The 17,026-nt window shown below is 66.7% G+C and carries 14 protein-coding genes; 5 read left to right on the plus strand and 9 right to left on the minus strand.

The window, feature by feature from the left end; genetic code table 11:
* Nucleotides 1-20: 20 nt before the first annotated feature.
* From AC1DEZ_RS12910 to AC1DEZ_RS12925, 4 genes are read left to right on the plus strand one after another with little or no spacing between them, the layout of a single operon-like run.
* Complete coding sequence (locus AC1DEZ_RS12910; protein WP_441509368.1) at nucleotides 21-1,220, plus strand: amidohydrolase family protein; 1,200 nt, start codon at nucleotides 21-23, stop codon at nucleotides 1,218-1,220.
* Between the two features lie 38 nt (nucleotides 1,221-1,258).
* Nucleotides 1,259-2,722, plus strand: coding sequence for an amidohydrolase family protein (locus AC1DEZ_RS12915; RefSeq protein WP_441510093.1), 1,464 nt, complete (start codon nucleotides 1,259-1,261; stop codon nucleotides 2,720-2,722).
* Complete coding sequence (locus AC1DEZ_RS12920) at nucleotides 2,719-3,708, plus strand: ABC transporter ATP-binding protein (RefSeq protein WP_476779781.1); 990 nt, start codon at nucleotides 2,719-2,721, stop codon at nucleotides 3,706-3,708. The genes AC1DEZ_RS12915 and AC1DEZ_RS12920 overlap by 4 nt, the downstream gene beginning before the upstream one ends.
* Nucleotides 3,701-4,822, plus strand: coding sequence for an ABC transporter ATP-binding protein (locus tag AC1DEZ_RS12925; protein ID WP_441509366.1), 1,122 nt, complete (start codon nucleotides 3,701-3,703; stop codon nucleotides 4,820-4,822). Before AC1DEZ_RS12920 ends, AC1DEZ_RS12925 begins: the two co-directional genes overlap by 8 nt.
* Nucleotides 4,823-4,980: 158 nt before the next feature.
* On the opposite strand, the gene AC1DEZ_RS12930 is transcribed toward AC1DEZ_RS12925, so the two are convergent.
* The 8 genes from AC1DEZ_RS12930 to AC1DEZ_RS12965 all read right to left on the minus strand — a co-directional run bounded on the left by AC1DEZ_RS12930 (nucleotide 4,981) and on the right by AC1DEZ_RS12965 (nucleotide 14,934).
* Nucleotides 4,981-5,412, minus strand: a complete 432-nt coding sequence (locus tag AC1DEZ_RS12930; protein WP_441509365.1) for an OsmC family protein — start codon at nucleotides 5,410-5,412, stop codon at nucleotides 4,981-4,983.
* A gap of 582 nt (nucleotides 5,413-5,994) precedes the next feature.
* Nucleotides 5,995-7,653 carry an OFA family MFS transporter gene (locus AC1DEZ_RS12935; protein WP_441509364.1) on the minus strand — a complete coding sequence of 553 codons (1,659 nt, stop codon included), beginning with the start codon at nucleotides 7,651-7,653 and terminating at the stop codon, nucleotides 5,995-5,997.
* 96 nt (nucleotides 7,654-7,749) lie between these two features.
* Nucleotides 7,750-8,022 carry a formate dehydrogenase subunit delta gene (locus AC1DEZ_RS12940; RefSeq protein ID WP_441509363.1) on the minus strand — a complete coding sequence of 91 codons (273 nt, stop codon included), beginning with the start codon at nucleotides 8,020-8,022 and terminating at the stop codon, nucleotides 7,750-7,752.
* Nucleotides 8,019-8,873: a formate dehydrogenase accessory sulfurtransferase FdhD gene (fdhD, locus tag AC1DEZ_RS12945; RefSeq protein ID WP_441509362.1), complete on the minus strand. Its 855-nt coding sequence runs from the start codon at nucleotides 8,871-8,873 to the stop codon at nucleotides 8,019-8,021. The genes AC1DEZ_RS12940 and fdhD overlap by 4 nt, the downstream gene beginning before the upstream one ends.
* Nucleotides 8,860-11,742, minus strand: a complete 2,883-nt coding sequence (gene fdhF / locus AC1DEZ_RS12950; protein ID WP_441509361.1) for a formate dehydrogenase subunit alpha — start codon at nucleotides 11,740-11,742, stop codon at nucleotides 8,860-8,862. Before fdhF ends, fdhD begins: the two co-directional genes overlap by 14 nt.
* A 10-nt stretch (nucleotides 11,743-11,752) precedes the next feature.
* A complete protein-coding gene (locus tag AC1DEZ_RS12955) occupies nucleotides 11,753-13,321 on the minus strand; it encodes a formate dehydrogenase beta subunit (RefSeq protein WP_476779782.1) in 1,569 nt (522 codons plus the stop codon).
* Nucleotides 13,318-13,791, minus strand: coding sequence for an NAD(P)H-dependent oxidoreductase subunit E (locus AC1DEZ_RS12960; protein WP_441509359.1), 474 nt, complete (start codon nucleotides 13,789-13,791; stop codon nucleotides 13,318-13,320). Before AC1DEZ_RS12960 ends, AC1DEZ_RS12955 begins: the two co-directional genes overlap by 4 nt.
* 228 nt (nucleotides 13,792-14,019) lie before the next feature.
* The gene (locus AC1DEZ_RS12965; RefSeq protein ID WP_441509358.1) at nucleotides 14,020-14,934 is read right to left on the minus strand and encodes a LysR family transcriptional regulator; all 915 of its coding nucleotides are present in this window, start codon (nucleotides 14,932-14,934) and stop codon (nucleotides 14,020-14,022) included.
* Nucleotides 14,935-15,143: 209 nt separating this feature from the next.
* Between AC1DEZ_RS12965 and AC1DEZ_RS12970 the strand changes: the two genes are divergently transcribed.
* Nucleotides 15,144-16,175: an LLM class flavin-dependent oxidoreductase gene (locus tag AC1DEZ_RS12970; RefSeq protein ID WP_441509357.1), complete on the plus strand. Its 1,032-nt coding sequence runs from the start codon at nucleotides 15,144-15,146 to the stop codon at nucleotides 16,173-16,175.
* Between the two features lie 203 nt (nucleotides 16,176-16,378).
* On the opposite strand, the gene AC1DEZ_RS12975 is transcribed toward AC1DEZ_RS12970, so the two are convergent.
* Nucleotides 16,379-16,876, minus strand: coding sequence for an Lrp/AsnC family transcriptional regulator (locus AC1DEZ_RS12975; RefSeq protein ID WP_441509356.1), 498 nt, complete (start codon nucleotides 16,874-16,876; stop codon nucleotides 16,379-16,381).
* Nucleotides 16,877-17,026: the final 150 nt, after the last annotated feature.

Genomic DNA, 17,026 nt, shown 5'->3' on the forward strand with positions numbered 1-17,026 from the left:
ACCACGAGGATACGCCCGCGATGACTGCCTCCCTCCTGATCCGCAATCTCCGCCCGAACGCCGGAGCGGCGGTCGACATCCTGGTCGAGAACGGCCGCATCAGCCGCCTGGCGAAGGATATCGCCGCGCCCGCAGGTGTGCCGGTCGAGGATGGTCGCGGCGAGATCGTCATTCCCGGCCTCGTCGAGGCGCACACCCATCTCGACAAGAGCCTCTGGGGCCAGTCCTGGTACGTCAACGAAGTCGGCCCCAAGCTCCTCGACAAGATCGACAATGAGCGGGAGAGCAAGAAGCGCCTCGACATCGATCCCGCGCGCCAGTCGGCCCGGCAGGCGATCCAGTCCTCGCTGATGGGCACGACCCATATCCGCAGCCATGTCGACATCGACACCGAGCACGGGCAGTGGGGCGTCGAGGGCGTGATGAAGACCCGCGACGGCTATCGCGACATCGTCGACATCGAGCTCGTCGCCTTCCCGCAATCGGGCCTGCTGCGCCGCCCCGGCACGCTGGAGCTGATGGACCAGGCGATGAAGGCCGGTTGCGAGATCGTCGGCGGACTCGATCCCTGTGGCATCGACCGCGACCCGAAGGGGCATCTCGATGCGGTCTTCGGCCTCTGCCAGACCTATGGCAAGCCGCTCGACATCCACCTGCACGAGCCCGGCGAGATGGGCGCCTTCTCGATGGACCTGATCATCGAGCGCACCCGCGCGCTCGGCATGAAGGGCAAGGTCACGGTCAGCCACGCCTTCTGCCTCGGCTCGCCCGACATGGCCCTGGTCGATCCGCTGATCGAGCAGCTTGCCGAGCTGGACATCGCGATCATGACGACGGCTCCATCCCGCAGCGCCGCGCCGCCGGTCAGGAAGCTGCTCGAGGCCGGCGTGCGCGTCTGCTCCGGCTCGGATGGCATCCGCGACACCTGGGGCCCCTATGGCAATGCAGACATGGTCGAGCGCGCGATGTTCGTCGGCCTGCGCAACAACTTCCGCCGTGACGACGAGCTGAAGCTCGCCTTCGACGTCTGCACGACCGAAGGCGCCAAGGTCATGGAGATCGCCGATTACGGTCTCGCCGAGGGCAAGGCCGCCGATTTCGTCATCATGCCCGGCGAGACGCTGGCGGAGCTGATCGTCACCCGTTCGCCGAAGCGCCGCGTCGTCAAGCGCGGCCGCGTCGTCGCCCGCGACGGCGTATCGGTGAGGGCCGCCCCGTGAGCCTGCAGGCAGCCAAACGGCCGCAGGGCCGCGTCCTGATGACCGCGCGCTGGGTCGTCGGCCACAAGGACGGGCGCCATCGTCTCTACGAGAACGGCGAGGTCGTGTTCGAGAACGGCGCAATCGTCTTCGTCGGCCACGGCTTCCCCGGAGAGATCGGCAGGCGCATCGACTATGGCAATGCCCTGATCGGGCCGGGCTTCGTCGATTGCGACGCACTCTCGGACCTCGATACGACGATCATCGCCTATGACAATCAGCCGGCCTGGAAGAAGGGCCGGGTCTGGCCGCGCAGCTATCTCGAGGCCGGCCCCTACGAGATGTATACCCGCGAGGAGCTGGCCTTCCAAAAGCGCTATGCCTTCGCCTCGCTGATCCGCAACGGCATCACGACCGCCCTGCCGATCGCCTCGCTGTTCTACCGCGCCTGGGGCGAGACGGTGCAGGAGTTCGAGGATGCCGCGCAGGCTGCCGCCGATCTCGGCCTGCGCGCCTATCTCGGCCCGGCCTATCGCACCGGCAACCAGATCGTCGAGACCGATGGGCGCGTCGTCACCCACTATGACGAGGCGCGCGGCCTCGCCGAGCTCGACGCCGCCATCGACTTCGCCAAGCGCCATGAAGGCGCGGCCGGAGGCCTCATCCGCGCCATGTTCGCGCCCGACCGGGTCGAGACCTCGACCGCCGAGCTGCTGCGCCGCACCGCTGCCGCCTCGCGCGAGCTCGACGTGCCCTTGCGGCTGCATTGCTGCCAGTCGAAGATCGAATACGACCTCGTCCTCGCCCAGCACGGCATGAGCCCGCCGGAATGGCTGGAGAGCCTCGGCTTCCTCAGCGAGCGCTGCCTCCTGCCGCACGGCACGGTCGTCTCCGGCAGCAGGCTGATCGATCGGCCCGGCCGCGATCTTGAGATCATCCGGGATTCCGGCGCGAGCATCGTCCACTGCCCCCTGGTCTCTGGCCGGCACGGCAATGCCATCGACCATTTCGGCCGCTACCGCGCCATGGGGCTGAACATCGCCATGGGCACGGATACCAGCCCGCCGGACATGGTGATGAACCTTCAGACCGGCATGATCCTCGCCCGCACCATGGCGGGAAATGTCGCCGCCGTGCGCTCGGAGGACTATTACGACGCAGCGACCATCGGCGGCGCGGATGCGCTGCAGCGCCCCGATCTCGGGCGGCTCAAGCCGGGTGCGCGGGCCGACATCACCGTCTTCGAGCTCGACCGGCCCCATAGCGGCCAGGTCATCGACCCCATCCAGACGATGATGCTCACCGGCCATGGCCGCGATTTCGCGACGGTGGTGATCGACGGGCGCTTCGTCATGGAAAACCGGGCAATCGCTGGCCAGGACGAGGCTGCGGACAACGCCCGCGCCCAGAAGCAGTTCGAGGGCGTCATGGCGCGTTATCCCGAGCGCACGCTCGGCCACCCGCCGATGAGCGAGATCTTCTCGTCGAGCTACGCGATCGAACGCAGCGAGGCCATCGCATGACCGCTTCCGCCGCCGCGCCTCTCCTGTCCGTGCGCGACCTGCGCATCGTCTTCGACGGCCGCCACGGCCCGTTGACGGCGCTGGACGGCATCAGCTTCGACATCGCGCCCGGGGAGATCCTCGGCATGGTCGGCGAGTCCGGTGCGGGCAAGTCGCTGACGGGCACCGCGGTGATCGGTCTGCTCGATCCGCCCGGGCGCGTCGCCGGCGGCGAGATCCATCTCTCGGGCCAGCGCATCGACAACCTGCCGGCAGAAGCGATGCGCAAGCTGCGCGGGCGGCGCATCGGCGCGATCTTCCAGGACCCGCTGACCTCGTTGCATCCGCTGCTCAGGGTCGGCGACCAGATCGTCGAGACGATCATGACCCATCTGCCGGTGAGCCGGGCGCAGGCCCGCAAGCGGGCGCTCGATCTGCTCAAGGAGGTCGGTATCCCCGCCGCCGAGTCGCGTATCGACGCCTACCCACACCAATTCTCGGGCGGCATGCGCCAGCGCGTCGTCATTGCGCTCGCGCTTTGCGCCGAGCCCTCGCTGATCATCGCCGACGAGCCGACGACCGCGCTCGATGTCTCCATTCAGGCGCAGATCACCACGCTGCTGAAGCGGCTCTGCCGCGAGCACGGCACGTCGATCATGCTGGTCACCCACGACATGGGCGTGATCGCCGAGACGGCCGACCGGGTCGCCGTGATGTATGCCGGCCGCATCGTCGAGATGGGGCCGGTCGAGGAGGTCGTGCGCCGCCCGCGCCACCCGTACACCGCCGGGCTGATGGCCTCGATCCCCAGCGTCCACGCCCGCCACGAGCATCTCAACCAGATCGACGGCGCGATGCCGCGCCTCAACGCCATCCCGCCCGGCTGCGCGTTCAATCCGCGCTGCGGCCGGGCCGAGGCCTTCTGCCGGGACCACAAGCCGGGCCTGCCGGTGATGGGCCATGCCGCAGCCTGCCATTTCCCGCTGAAGGAGGCGGCGCATGCGTGAGCATATGGAAGCCCCTATCGCGAGCCCTCATCCTGAGGAGCCGCGCGGCGGCGTCTCGAAGGATGTTCCGGTGCGCTCTGAGGCATCCTTCGAGACGCAAGCTGCGCGTGCGCCTCAGGACGAGGGCTCAGTTGGCCGATCGTCTGGGGGAGGCAGCGATATCATTCTCGACGTCGCCGCGGCGTCCTGCCGCTTCAATGTCTCGGCGCCGGCCCTGTCCCGGCTGTTCTCGAAGGAGCCGCGCCGCATCCTGCGCGCGGTCGAGAACATCTCCTTCACGGTGAGGCGTGGCACCACCTTCAGCATCGTCGGCGAGTCCGGCTGCGGAAAGTCGACGCTGGCGCGCATGGTCGTGGGGCTGCAGCGTCCGACCGAGGGCAAGCTCAGCTTCCGCGACATCCGCCGCGGCGATGGCTCGTTCGGCCCGCCGCGCGTGCAGATGATCTTCCAGGACCCTTATGCCTCGCTCAACCCGCGCTGGCGGGTCGGGGACATCATCGCCGAGCCGATCCGGGAGCTGAAGCTCAGGCCCGACGAGACGGCGGTCCAGCAGCGTGTCGGCGATCTACTGGAGGTCGTTGGCCTCTCCCGCACCGATGCGAGCCGCTACCCGCATGCCTTCTCCGGAGGCCAGCGCCAGCGCATCTCAATCGCACGCGCGCTCGCCACCGAGGCGGATTTCCTCGTCTGCGACGAGCCGACCTCGGCGCTCGACGTTTCCGTGCAGGCGCAGATCCTCAATTTGATGGTCCGGCTGCAGAAGCAGTTCGGGCTGACCTATCTCTTCATCAGCCACAATCTCTCGGTCGTCCGGCACATGTCGGACGATCTCGCCATCATGTATCTCGGCCGCTTCGTCGAGGCGGGGCCGGCTGAGGACGTTTTCACCAACCCGCGCCACCCCTATACGCGGCTGCTGCTCGACACGATTCCCGATGTCGAGCGGCCGAACCGGGAGCGCCGGCCGATGTCCGGCGAGGTGCCGAGCCCAATCGCCCCGCCGCCGGGCTGCAGCTTCAACCCGCGCTGCTCGCGTGTAGCCGAGCGCTGCCGGGCCGAGCGGCCGGAGTTGCGGATGCTGGGCGACGTCCGCGTCGCCTGCCATTATGCCTGACCGGCCAGGCGTTGTTCCCGGGCACCGCGGAACCCATGAACGCAACACCCGTCATGGTCGGGCTTGTCCCGACCATCCACGTCTTCGCTGGTCGAGGGCAGTGTTCAAGACGTGGATGCTCGCCACAAGGGCGAGCATGACAGCACGGCTCGTGAAACTCAGCCGACCAGCGTCGCTTCCAGCGTGATCGGCGCCTTGAACAGCTTCGAGACCGGGCAGCCGGCCTTGGCCTTGCCGGCCAGCGACTCGAACGTCGCCTGGTCGGCACCCGGCACCTTACCCTTGAGCGTCAGGTGGATCGCGGTGATCGCATAGCCGTCGTCGAGCTTGTCCAGCGTCACGCGCGCGCTCGTGTCGAGCGCATCGGCCTTGAGATTGGCTTCGCCCAGAATGAGCGAGAGCGCCATCGTGAAGCAGGCCGCATGCGCTGCGCCGATGATCTCCTCTGGGTTGCTGCCGGGCTTGCCTTCGAAGCGGCTGGAGAAACCGTAAGGGTAGGCGCTGAGCGCGCCGCTCTCGGTCGAGATCGTGCCCTTGCCGTCCTTGATGCCACCTTCCCAATGGGCCGAGCCGGTCCTGTTGATCGCCATGACGCTATCTCCTGTTCTGGTTGGGGTGGATATGCTGCGGCTGGAAAGCTACCCTTCGATAACGGTTTCGGGGCGCCTCGGGTTCACTTGCTGGTGACCGGCACTCGAAGGCGGCGAAAAATGTGTTCGAATGGGATGATCATAGCGGGAAAGGCAGGATAGGTAAGTCGGCTTCCAGCCCATCCCGGACATCGGCCTGGGTCAAATCCGCAAATGCGGCTTCGCAGCGAAACGATTGAACATAGTTCGCAACGGGAGACAGGAAGATGAGAACGATTCAACGGGCATGCCTGTTTATCGCCATCGGGATGTTGCTGTCGGGCTGCGCGGTGACAGAATATCGGAGCCCGGAGCTTGCTTCCGTCTGTGCCGTTCCGGTCAATCGAACCATCCAATCCGCATACTGGCTTGACTGCCAGTCGTTCTATTCGTCCTCAGACCCTTATCTTAGCCACTATTAGGCGCCGATCGGGCGCTGGAACCGGCGCGCGCGTGGATCGTGTCTCCGCGGATGAGCCGCCTGTCATCCAATAGGGAAGCCCGCACCGATCGCTCGATGCGGGCCAGGTGTTTGCGGTGCGCTCAGCGGAACAGAGCCAGCGATTTCGACAGCGTGATCCAGACGCCCCAGGCGATCGGCAGGCCGACCACTGCCCAGGCGAGCAGGGCCGTGCCGTCGAAGCCGCCCTTGCCGATGCCGTAGGAGCCGTAATGCGTGGTCGCGGTGGCATTGGCGGTCTTCGCCTGCAAGGAGGCGACCTCGGCATCCTTCATGAACCACTTCGCCGCGACGGGGCGGATCAGCAGGTTGCATATGAAGCCGAGCACCAGCATGCCGGCGAGGATGTACATGGTGCGGTCATAGACCTGCGCGCGCGGCACGCCGGCATTGATCTGCGCCTCGCGGATATAGTTCACGACGACCGGGCCGATGATGCCGGCGGTCGACCACGCCGTCAGCAGGCGGCCATGGATCGCGCCGACGAACTGCGTGCCGAACATGTCGGCGAGATAGGCCGGCACCGTCGCGAAGCCGCCGCCATACATCGACAGGATGATGCAGAAGAAGCCGACGAAGAGCGCCAGCGACCCGGCATGCGCCGCCCAGGGCGAAAGCGCGTAGAGCAGGATGCCGAGCCCGAAGAAGGTGGCATAGGTCAGCTTGCGGCCGAGCTTGTCCGACAGCGAGGCCCAGAAGAAGCGCCCGACGATGTTGAACAGCGAGAGCAGCCCGACGAAGGCCGCCGCGATTGTGGCGATCTGCGTCTTCTGCCCGGCGTCGAGGGCGGCGAAGCCGATCTCCGGCTTCCCGATGAGTTTGCCCGCGAAGATCTCCTGCAGCATCGGCGAAGCCATGCCGAGCACGCCGATGCCGGCGGAGACGTTGAGGCAGAGCACGGCCCAGATCAGCCAGAACTGCGGCGTCTTATGCGCGTTCTTCAGATGGACATGGCCCGAGGTGATCATGGCGTTCTGGGTCGCGGGCGGCGTCCAGCCTTCCGGGCGCCAGTTCGACGGCGGCACACGGTAGCCGAAGGTGCCGGCCATCATGAAGACGAAGTAGATCGCTGCCATCGCGACGAAGGTCTGCCAGACGCCGACCGAGGCGGGCGTCTTGAAATAATTCATCAGCATGTCCGCCAGCGGCGAGCCGATCATCGCGCCGCCGCCGAAGCCCATGATCGCCATGCCGGTCGCCATGCCGCGCCGGTCCGGGAACCACTTCACCAGCGTCGAGACCGGCGAGATGTAGCCGAGGCCCAGGCCGATGCCGCCGATGACGCCCGAGCCGAGCCACATCATCCAGAGCTGGTGCCAGTAGACGCCGAGCGCCGAGATCATGAGGCCGCCGCACCAGCACAGGGTCGAGACGAAGGCCGCCTTGCGCGGGCCGACGCGCTCGAGCCACCCGCCCCAGATCGCGGCGGAGGAGCCGAGGAAGACGAAGAACAGCGTGTACATCCAGCCGAGATCGGCGACCTTCCAATCGCAGGCCGTGGTGAACAGCGAGGCGACGAGGCCGACATCGGCGGCGCAGGCCACCGGCTTGGTGATGCCGATCGCCTGGCTGAGCGGCAGCCAGAACACCGAGAAGCCATAGGCCATGCCGATGCAAAGATGGATGCACAGGGCGGCCGGCGGCACGAGCCAGCGGTTGAAGCCCGGTTTGGCGATGGTTCGTTCGCGGTCGAGCAGGCCGATGCCGCCCCCGATCTGTCCGATATCCTGTGCGACGCTCATTCCCCGTTTCCTTTCCCCATGGCTTCGCCGTTCGGGCCGGGTAGGTTCCCGGCTCGTTGAATTGCTCCGCGCACCGCTCTGGCGGCGCCTTGCTTGCTAACCGCCGCGCCCCGGCCTGATCCGCGGCAGGGCGCGCCGCAGCAGGGGCGGGAGGTCCTCCGGACAAGTGGCGAAGGCGGCGAGGAAGTCCCCGCGCATGCGCCCGGTCCAGAACTGGTTGATGTGATCGGCGACGGAGGCGGCCGCCTCCTCTTCCGGATAGGCCTTGAAGAAATCCGCGATCTGCCCGGCCATGCGCCGGAGCTTCGCGATGTTCTCGTCGTGATGGTCGCCTGGGGCGTGCCCGGTCGTCAGCGCAGCCTCCATCATTGGGCGATGGTCTCGGGCTCGGGCGCGAGCGCCCCGGTGAAGACGATGCAGCCGTCGCGCCGTGCGACAGCGGCGAGCGTCAGGCCGAGATGCCGGGCACGCTCGATCGCGAGCGAGGTCGGCGCGGAGATCGCGACCAGCGTTGCCGCGCCGAAGATCGCGGCCTTCTCGACCATTTCGAAGGAGGCGCGGCTGGTGACGAGCAGGAAGCCGTCGCTGGCATCCGCCCCGGCGCGCAGCCGCGCGCCGATCAGCTTGTCGAGCGCGTTGTGGCGGCCGACATCCTCGCGAACAGCGAGGATCGCGCCGTGGAGATCGCACCAGGCTGCGGCATGGACGGCGTGGGTGAGCTGGTTCAGCGGCTGACGGCGGTCGAGCGCGGCCAGCGCAGCTTCGACCGCCGAGGCGGGTACGGCGCGCGAGGCTCGCGTCGCGGCATCGGCCATCGGAATCTCCTCGATGGTCTCGACGCCGCAGAGTCCGCAGGAGGTGCGGCCCGAGAGATTGCGCCGCCGCGCCAGATGCTCGCGGAAGCGCCCGGGCGCGAGCTCGACCGTGACGACGACGCCCTCGTCTTTCGCCTCGACGGCGATGCCGCGGATCTCGGAGGCCTCCCGGACGACGCCCTCGGTCAGGCTGAAGCCGGTGACGAAATCCTCGAGATCGGACGGGCTCGCCATCATCACCGCATAGGGCATGTTGCCGTAGACGATGTTGATGGGAGTCTCGACCGCGACCTCGATCTCGCGCCCACACTCCGGCGCCGCGCCGAAGCGCAGCGGCTGCGCCTTCACGGCAGCCGAGGCCGGCGGCTGGGCGGGCGGGTTATCGGGCGGGTTATTCTGCGGCATCGGGCAGGCGCTCCGCGATCCGGCGCAGGGTCACGTCCTCCTCGAAGTTCTTCTCCTGCCAGGCCGACCAGGCGTTGGTGCGGCGCACCTCGACGGCGGTGACCTTGTATTCCGGGCAGTTCGTCGCCCAGTCCGAGAAGTCGGTGGTGATGACGTTGGCGCCGGTCTTGGCGTGGTGGAAGGTGGTATAGACCACGCCCGGCTGCATGCGCTCGGAGATTTCGGCTCTCAGCGCGATGTCGCCCGAGCGGCTGGCGAGCGCGACGAGATCGCCGTCGCGGATGCCGCGGCTCTCGGCGTCGAAGGGGTGGATTTCCAGCACGTCCTCGTCATGCCAGGCGCCGTTCTCGGTGCGCCGCGTCTGCGCGCCGACATTGTATTGCGAGAGGATGCGCCCGGTGGTGAGCAACAGGGGGAAGCGCGGGCCGGTCCGTTCCTCGGTCGGGACATATTCCGTGATCATGAACTTGCCCTTGCCGCGCACGAAGCGGTCGACATGCATCAAGGGCGTGCCGGTCGGCGCCTTGTCGTTACAGGGCCACTGCACCGAGCCGAGTTTCTCCAGCTTGTCATAGGAGACGCCGGCGAAGCTTGGCGTCAGCCGCGCGATCTCGTCCATGATCTCGCTCGGATGGCTGTAGCCCATCTCGTAGCCGAGTGCCCGCGCAAGATCGATCGTGACTTGCCACTCGTCCTTGCCGGAAAGCGGCGCCATCACCTGCCGCACGCGGTTGATGCGCCGCTCGGCATTGGTGAAGGTGCCGTCCTTCTCCAGGAAGGAGGCGCCGGGCAGGAAGACATGGGCGTATTTCGCCGTCTCGTTCAGGAAGATGTCCTGGATGACGACGCACTCCATCGCGGCGAGCCCCGCCGTGACATGCTTGGTGTTGGGGTCGGACTGGGCGATGTCCTCGCCCTGCACATAGAGGCCCTTGAACGTGCCGCCGACCGCCTCGTCCAGCATGTTGGTGATGCGCAGGCCCTGCTCGGGATCGAGCGGCACGCCCCAGAGCATCTCGAAGACCTGGCGGGTCGAATCGTCGGAGACGTGGCGATAGCCCGAGAATTCGTGCGGGAACGAGCCCATGTCGCAGGAACCCTGGACGTTGTTCTGCCCGCGCAGCGGATTGATGCCGACGCCGTCGCGCCCGATATTGCCGGTCGCCATGGCCAAATTCGCCATCGCCATCACCGTGGTCGAGCCCTGGCTGTGCTCGGTGACGCCGAGCCCGTAATAGATCGCGCCATTGCCGCCGGTGGCGTAGAGACGCGCCGCGGCGCGGACATCGGCCGCGGGCACGCCGGTATATTGCTCGCTCGCCTCGGGCGAGTTCTCCTCGCGGGCGACGAAGCGGGCCCAGTGCTCGAAATCGCCGAGGTCGCAGCGCTCGCGCACATAGGCCTCGTCGATCAGCCCCTCGGTGACGACGACATGGCTGAGCGCGTTGAGCAGCGCGACATTGGTGCCGGGGCGCAGGGGCAGGTGATAATCCGCCTTGATGTGGGGCGACTGCACCATGTCGATCCGGCGGGGATCGGCGACGATCAGGCGGGCGCCCTCCCGAATGCGCTTCTTCATCCGCGAGGCGAAGACCGGGTGGCCGTCGGTCGGGTTGGCGCCGATGACGAGGATGACGTCGGATTTGGCGACCGACTTGAAATCCTGCGTGCCGGCCGAGGTGCCGAGCGTCGTCCGCAGACCGTAGCCGGTCGGCGAATGGCAGACGCGGGCGCAGGTATCGACATTATTGTTGCGGAAGGCGGCGCGCACCAGCTTCTGGACGAGGAAGACCTCCTCATTGGTGCAGCGCGACGAGGTGATGGCGCCGACCGATTCACGGCCATACTTCGCCTGGATGCGCTTGAATTCCGAGGCCGCGTAGTTGATCGCCTCTTCCCATGACACTTCGCGCCATGGGTCGGTGATCTCTGCCCGGATCATCGGCTTGGTCATGCGGTCGGTATGGGTCGCATAGCCCCAGGCGAAGCGGCCCTTCACGCAGGAATGGCCCTCGTTAGCCTTGCCGTCCTTGTAGGGCACCATGCGGATGACACGGTCGCCTTGCATCTCCGCCTTGAACGAGCAGCCGACGCCGCAATAGGCGCAGGTCGTGACCACGGAGTGCTCCGGCTGGCCGTGCTCGATGACCTTGTTCTCGATCAGCGTCGCCGTCGGGCAGGCCTGCACGCAGGCGCCGCAAGAAACGCATTCCGAGCCGAGGAAATCAGTCGGTCCCGCCGCGACGCGAGACTCGAAGCCCCGGCCCGTGATCGTCAGCGCGAAGGTGCCCTGCACCTCCTCGCAGGCGCGCACGCAGCGATTGCAGACGATGCATTTCGAGGGGTCGTAGGTGAAATACGGGTTAGAGATGTCCTTCGCGAGCCAGTTCTCGTTGACTGCGCCGTCCTTGCCTTTGGCGAAGATGTGGTTCTCGCCCTCGTAGCCGTAGCGCACCTCGCGCAGGCCGACCGCGCCGGCCATGTCCTGCAATTCGCAATCGCCATTGGCCGAGCAGGTCAGGCAGTCCAGCGGATGGTCGGAGATGTAGAGCTCCATCACGCCTTTGCGCAGGCCGGAGAGGTTCTCCGATTGGGTACGCACGACCATGCCCTCTTCGGCCGGCGTGGTGCAGGAAGCCGGCGTGCCGCGCCGCCCCTCGATCTCGACGAGGCAGAGCCGACAGGAGCCGAAGGGTTCGAGCGAGTCGGTGGCGCAGAGCTTGGGGATCTTGGTGCCGAGGCTCATCGCCGCCGCCATCACCGAGGTGCCGGCCGGCACCGTGACGCTCTGGCCGTCGATGCTCAGCGTCACCGTCTTCTCGGAGAGCCGGATCGGCGTGCCGTAGTCGATTTCCTTGATCAGGCTCATCTCAGCCTCCTCACTCGGCCGCCAAAGGCAGCGGAGGACGGTCGAAATCCTCGGGGAAATGGTTGAGCGCGCTGAGCACCGGCATGGGCGTCAGCCCGCCCATGGCGCAGAGCGARGCGTCGGTCATCAGSYKCGARAGATCGCGCAGCACGGCGATGTTCTTCGGCACTTCTGTGCCGGAGATAATGCGGTCCATCGTCTCGACGCCGCGCGTCGCGCCGATGCGGCAGGGCGTGCACTTGCCGCAGGATTCCTTGGCGCAGAATTCGAAGGCGAAGCGCGCCTGCCTGGCCATGTCGACGCTGTCGTCGAAGACGACGATGCCGCCATGGCCGAGCATGGCGCGCATGGAGGCGAGCGCCTCGTAATCCATCTGCACGTCGAGCTGTTCGGCCGTGAGATAGGCGCCGAGCGGCCCGCCGACCTGCACCGCGCGGATCGGCCTGCCCGACAGCGTGCCGCCGCCCATATCCTCGATGATCTCGCGCAGGCTGATGCCGAAGGCGAGCTCGATCAGCCCGCCGCGCTTGACGTTGCCGCCAAGCTGGATCGGCAGCGTGCCGCGCGAGCGGCCCATGCCGTAATCCGCATAGGCCTGCGCGCCATGGTTCATGATCCACGGCACGGCCGCGAAGGACAGCACATTGTTGACGACGGTCGGTTTGCCGAACAGACCCTGTAAGGCCGGCAGTGGGGGCTTGGCGCGGACGATGGCGCGCTTGCCTTCCAGGCTTTCGAGCAGCGAGGTCTCCTCGCCGCAGATATAGGCGCCTGCGCCGAGCCGTACCTCGAGATGGAAGGCGTGCTCCGAACCAAGCACCGAGGCGCCGATCAACCCCGCCGCTTCCGCCTTGAGGATCGCGCGCTGGAGCATGCGATGGGCGTGCGGATATTCCGAGCGCAGATAGATGTAGCCGCGTGTCGCACCGACCGCGATGGCCGCGATCGCCATCCCCTCGATCGTGAGATAGGGGTCGCCTTCGAACAGCATGCGGTCTGCGAAAGTGCCGCTGTCGCCCTCGTCGGCATTGCAGACGATATATTTCTCCTCGGCCTTGGCGTCGTGCACCGTCTTCCACTTGATGCCGGTCGGGAACCCCGCCCCGCCGCGTCCGCGCAGTCCAGAGGCTTTCACGGCCTCGACGATCTCGCCGCCGGTCATGGCGAGCGCCTTCTTCAGCCCGATGAGGCCGCCATGGGCGCGATAATCCGCAATCGACAGCGGGTCGATGACACCGACGCGCTCGAAAGTCAGCCGCTGCTGGCGCTTCATCCAGTCGAGCTCTTCGGTCTTGCCGAGGCGCAGTGCATGCGCCCCGCCGGCGATCAAGCCGGCATCGAAGAGCGAAGGCACATCCTTGGCCGCGACCGGCCCGTAAGCGATACGCCCTTCCGGCGTCTCGACCTCGACCAGCGGCTCCAGCCAGAGCATGCCGCGCGAGCCGTTGCGGATGATCTCGACGGAAAGCCCGCGCGCGGCCGCTTCGCTGGCAGCCGCCTGCGCGACGGCTTCTGCGCCGACCGAAAGGGCGGCGGCGTCGACGGGGATGAAGATGCGAACCGGGGCGGCGCTCATCATTGCGCCTTTCCGTGCTGGCAGAGCCCGGCGATGCGGGCAGCGTCGATGCGCCCGATCAGTTCGCCATCGACCAGGGCCGAAGGCCCGAGCGCGCAATTGCCGAGACAATAGACCGTTTCGACCACGGCGTCGCCGGTGTGGTGGTCGTCGACCGTGATGCCGTGCTCGGCGGCGAGCTCGGCGACGATCTTTTCGCAGCCGAGCGACTGGCAGGCTTCGGCCCGGCAGAGCTTGATCACGCGGGCAGGCTGCAGCGCGGTCTTGAAGTCGTGATAGAAGGAGATCGCGCCATGGACCTCGGCGCGCGACAGGTTCAGCGCCTCGGCGATCAGCGGCACGGCCTGCGGGTCGACATAGCCGAACTCGTCCTGCAGGGCATGCAGCATCGGCAGCGTGGCGCCTTCCAGATGCGCCAGGCCGGCAATGAGCGTGCGCGCGTTGTCCTGATCCCAGGCCGGATAACCCGCCATCTTTCCTCCATCGGCCCGGTTCGCCGGGCGCTCCTTGTCGGAAAAGGTGGGGTATCCTGGAATGATTTCAAATCGTTTGTTTCAACTGCATGATAGTTTTTAGCTATCAAACCTGCGCGATTGCTGGGCCTCGCGGCCAAGCGAGCCGACGCGGCGGTCCAAAAATTTCGCAACCAAGCAATTTTGCGCCGCACAATGCTGCGGTGCTTCTAAGACGATAGGCTAGGTCTATCGCACGATGGGCCGCCGCGGCAGCCGCGCATCGGTCACCGGCTTCGTCATCATCAGCAGGTTGCGGGCGAGTGGCGCGACGGGCTGACGGTCCGCCACGATCAGCCCGATCGTGCGCTGCGCCTCGGGCTCGACCAGCGACAGCGCCCTGGTGCCGAGCGGCACGCCGAAGAATTCCAGCAACTGCAGCGAGACGATGCTGGCGACGCCCTGAATGCCGGCATGGGAGCACAGGTTGAAGATCGAATTGGTCTCGATGACCGGGCGCGGCGCCGTGCCGACCGAGCGGAAGATGCCGTCGATGATGCGCCGGTTCTGCATGTCGCCGGTGAGCAGGCAGAGCTTATGCTCGGCCGCCTCGGCCCAGGTGATGGTGTCGCGCGCGCCCAGCGGCCCGTCCTCGCGCGTCAGCAGCACATATGATTCCTGATAGATCGGCTTGGAGATCACCCGGTCGAGCGGTTCGTTGTCGAGATAGGTCAGCCCGACATCGAGCTCGAAATCGTCGATGCCCTGTTGAATTTCCTGCGAAGTCAGGGAGAGCACCGTGAGCGATACCGCCGGGTAGCGATCCGAGAAGGGCGCGGTGATATGCGCGATCATCGGCAGCGCGGTCGGGATCGCGCCCAGCCGGATGCGGCCGGAGACGCCCTCGCGCAGTTCGGCGATCGAATCCTTCATCACCTCGGCTTCGGCCAGGATGCGCCTGGCATGGGCGAGCACGACCTCGCCTTCCTTGGTGAAGCCCTGGAAGCGCCGGCCGCGCTCGACGATCATCACGCCGAGTTCTTCCTCCAGCTGCACGATCGCGGCCGAAAGCGTCGGCTGCGAGACATGGCAGGCCTCGGCCGCGCGGCGGAAATGCTTCTCGCGGGCGAGCGCATCGAGATAGACTAACTGGCGAATGATCATGGTGTCGTTTCGGAAGCGGCGGAGAGCGCCGCGCGCCCGAGCATCGGCAGCTTGCGCGGGCGATGCAAGCGCGGCGGTTGCATCCGTGCAAACAGCCTGTTGCTGCCGGGGCAACGCCTGGAGAATTGCGCTGCGGCAATCTCGATCCTAACTCCCTCAGGCCGGGATGGCCGGCAGGCAAAGGGTCGCGTCGCGGCCTCGGGATGATCATGGCACAGGACCTGGAATTCGGACTCGACACCTTCGGCGACGTCACCAACGGGGCGGACGGCAAGCCGCTGCCGCATGCGCAGGTGATCCGCAATCTCGTCGAGGAAGCCGTCCTGGCTGACAAGATCGGCATCGATTTCATCGGCGTTGGCGAGCATCATCGCGCCGATTTCGCGGTGTCCTCGCCCGAGACGGTGCTGGCCGGCATGGCCACGCGCACCAGCCGCATCAAGCTCGGTTCCGCCGTCACCGTGCTGAGCTCGGACGATCCGATCCGCGTCTTCCAGCGTTTCTCGACGGTCGATGCGCTCTCGAACGGGCGCGCCGAGGTCATCCTCGGGCGCGGCTCCTTCACCGAGTCTTTTCCGCTCTTCGGTCTCGACCTGCGCGATTACGAGAAGCTCTTCGAGGAGAAGCTCGATCTCTTTGCCGGCCTGCTGCCGCAGGAACCGCTGACCTGGCAGGGCTCGATCCGCCCACCGCTCAAGGATCAGCTCGTCTACCCGCCGGTGGAGCATGGCCCGCTCAAGACCTGGATCGGCGTCGGCGGCAGCCCGGAATCGGTCGCGCGTGCGGCGCGCTACGACCTGCCGATGATGCTCGCCATCATCGGCGGCGATCCGCTGCGCTTCAAACCCTATGTCGATCTCTACCATCGGGCTTATGGCCAGATCGGCAAGCCCGCGAAGCCGGTCGGCGTGCATTCGCCGGGCTATGTCGCAGCGACCGACGAGCAGGCCAGGGAGGAGTTCTTCCCGGCCTTCAAGGCAAACCGCGACCGCATCGGCGCCGAGCGCGGCTGGCCGCCGATGAGCCGGGAGGATTTCGAGCAGGAGGTCGCGCGTGGCTCGCTCTATCTCGGCTCGCCCGAGACGGTGGCGCGCAAGATCGCAGCGACCGCCAAGGGGCTCGGCATCGCCCGATTCCAGCTCAAATACAGCGCCGGGCCGCTGCAACACGAGCGGGCGATGGAGTGCATCCGGCTCTACGGCGAGAAGGTCGTGCCGTTGGTGCGGGAGATGTTGGCGTAAGAGGCCTGTCGGGCTCTGGTACCGCGGCGCTGTTTCCTTCTCCCGGATGGGAGAAGGTGGCCCGGAGGGCCGGATGAGGGCCCGCGCTCACCGCCGAGGGCGAAACGGCACCGCTCCGTTTTAACAAGCAGCGGCAGGCCCTCACCCCTGCCCCTCTCCCATCCGGGAGAGGGGTTCCCCGCGCCTGTCATCGACGACACCGCTCACCCCACAACCTTCAACGGATCGACCGACAGCGTCCGCTTCAGCGCCCTGAGACCGAAGGTCGTCCGTGTCTGGCGCACGCCGGGGATGCGGTAGATCGTTCCGCGCAGGAAGCGCTCGTAATGGTCGGTGCCGCTGACCACGACCTTGGCGAGATAATCGTACTCGCCGGTCACGAGATGCGCCTCGACCACCTCCGGCGCGCGGCTCAGCGCTTCGCCACACTGGTCGAGCACCTTGTCGTCATGCTTGTCGAGCGTGATCTCGACGAAGACGATATTGTTGTAGCCGAGCGCCTTGTGGTCGAGCAGCGCGACATATTTCTCGATCGCGCCGGACTCCTCCAGCCGCTTCACCCGCGTCCAGCAGGGCGAGGGCGAGAGCCCGACCTTCTCGGCCAGTGCCTGCGTCGTCAGCCGTCCGTCATCCCGCAACGCAGCGAGAATCTTGCGATCGATCAGATCCAGAGCAGGACCGTTCTGGCTCTTTTTAATCATCGGCGGATCATTCTGCGTTGGGTAATTCTTCCAGAAATATCTTCTGCCGGATTTTGTCGAAGCCGGCAAATTCGGAAGGAACCTCCGGGGCGGCACCGCTAGCGTTGGTTGCAAGGGGAACGATCGCAGCGCCGGCTGCGTTCGCCGCTG

The sequence above is a fragment of the Allobosea sp. 10L422 genome, from assembly GCF_056395345.1.

Excerpts from the sequence above, each read along its gene's own strand:
- fdhF (WP_441509361.1), bottom strand. The coding sequence starts at position 11,742 with ATGAGCCTGATCAAGGAAATCGACTACGGCACGCCGATCCGGCTCTCC.
- AC1DEZ_RS12970 (WP_441509357.1), top strand. The coding sequence starts at position 15,144 with ATGGCACAGGACCTGGAATTCGGACTCGACACCTTCGGCGACGTCACC.
- fdhD (WP_441509362.1), bottom strand. The coding sequence starts at position 8,873 with ATGCCGCAGAATAACCCGCCCGATAACCCGCCCGCCCAGCCGCCGGCC.
- AC1DEZ_RS12915 (WP_441510093.1), top strand. The coding sequence starts at position 1,259 with ATGACCGCGCGCTGGGTCGTCGGCCACAAGGACGGGCGCCATCGTCTC.
- AC1DEZ_RS12935 (WP_441509364.1), bottom strand. The coding sequence starts at position 7,653 with ATGAGCGTCGCACAGGATATCGGACAGATCGGGGGCGGCATCGGCCTG.
- AC1DEZ_RS12925 (WP_441509366.1), top strand. The coding sequence starts at position 3,701 with ATGCGTGAGCATATGGAAGCCCCTATCGCGAGCCCTCATCCTGAGGAG.
- AC1DEZ_RS12910 (WP_441509368.1), top strand. The coding sequence starts at position 21 with ATGACTGCCTCCCTCCTGATCCGCAATCTCCGCCCGAACGCCGGAGCG.
- AC1DEZ_RS12960 (WP_441509359.1), bottom strand. The coding sequence starts at position 13,791 with ATGGCGGGTTATCCGGCCTGGGATCAGGACAACGCGCGCACGCTCATT.
- AC1DEZ_RS12930 (WP_441509365.1), bottom strand. The coding sequence starts at position 5,412 with ATGGCGATCAACAGGACCGGCTCGGCCCATTGGGAAGGTGGCATCAAG.
- AC1DEZ_RS12940 (WP_441509363.1), bottom strand. The coding sequence starts at position 8,022 with ATGATGGAGGCTGCGCTGACGACCGGGCACGCCCCAGGCGACCATCAC.
- AC1DEZ_RS12920 (WP_476779781.1), top strand. The coding sequence starts at position 2,719 with ATGACCGCTTCCGCCGCCGCGCCTCTCCTGTCCGTGCGCGACCTGCGC.
- AC1DEZ_RS12965 (WP_441509358.1), bottom strand. The coding sequence starts at position 14,934 with ATGATCATTCGCCAGTTAGTCTATCTCGATGCGCTCGCCCGCGAGAAG.
- AC1DEZ_RS12975 (WP_441509356.1), bottom strand. The coding sequence starts at position 16,876 with ATGATTAAAAAGAGCCAGAACGGTCCTGCTCTGGATCTGATCGATCGC.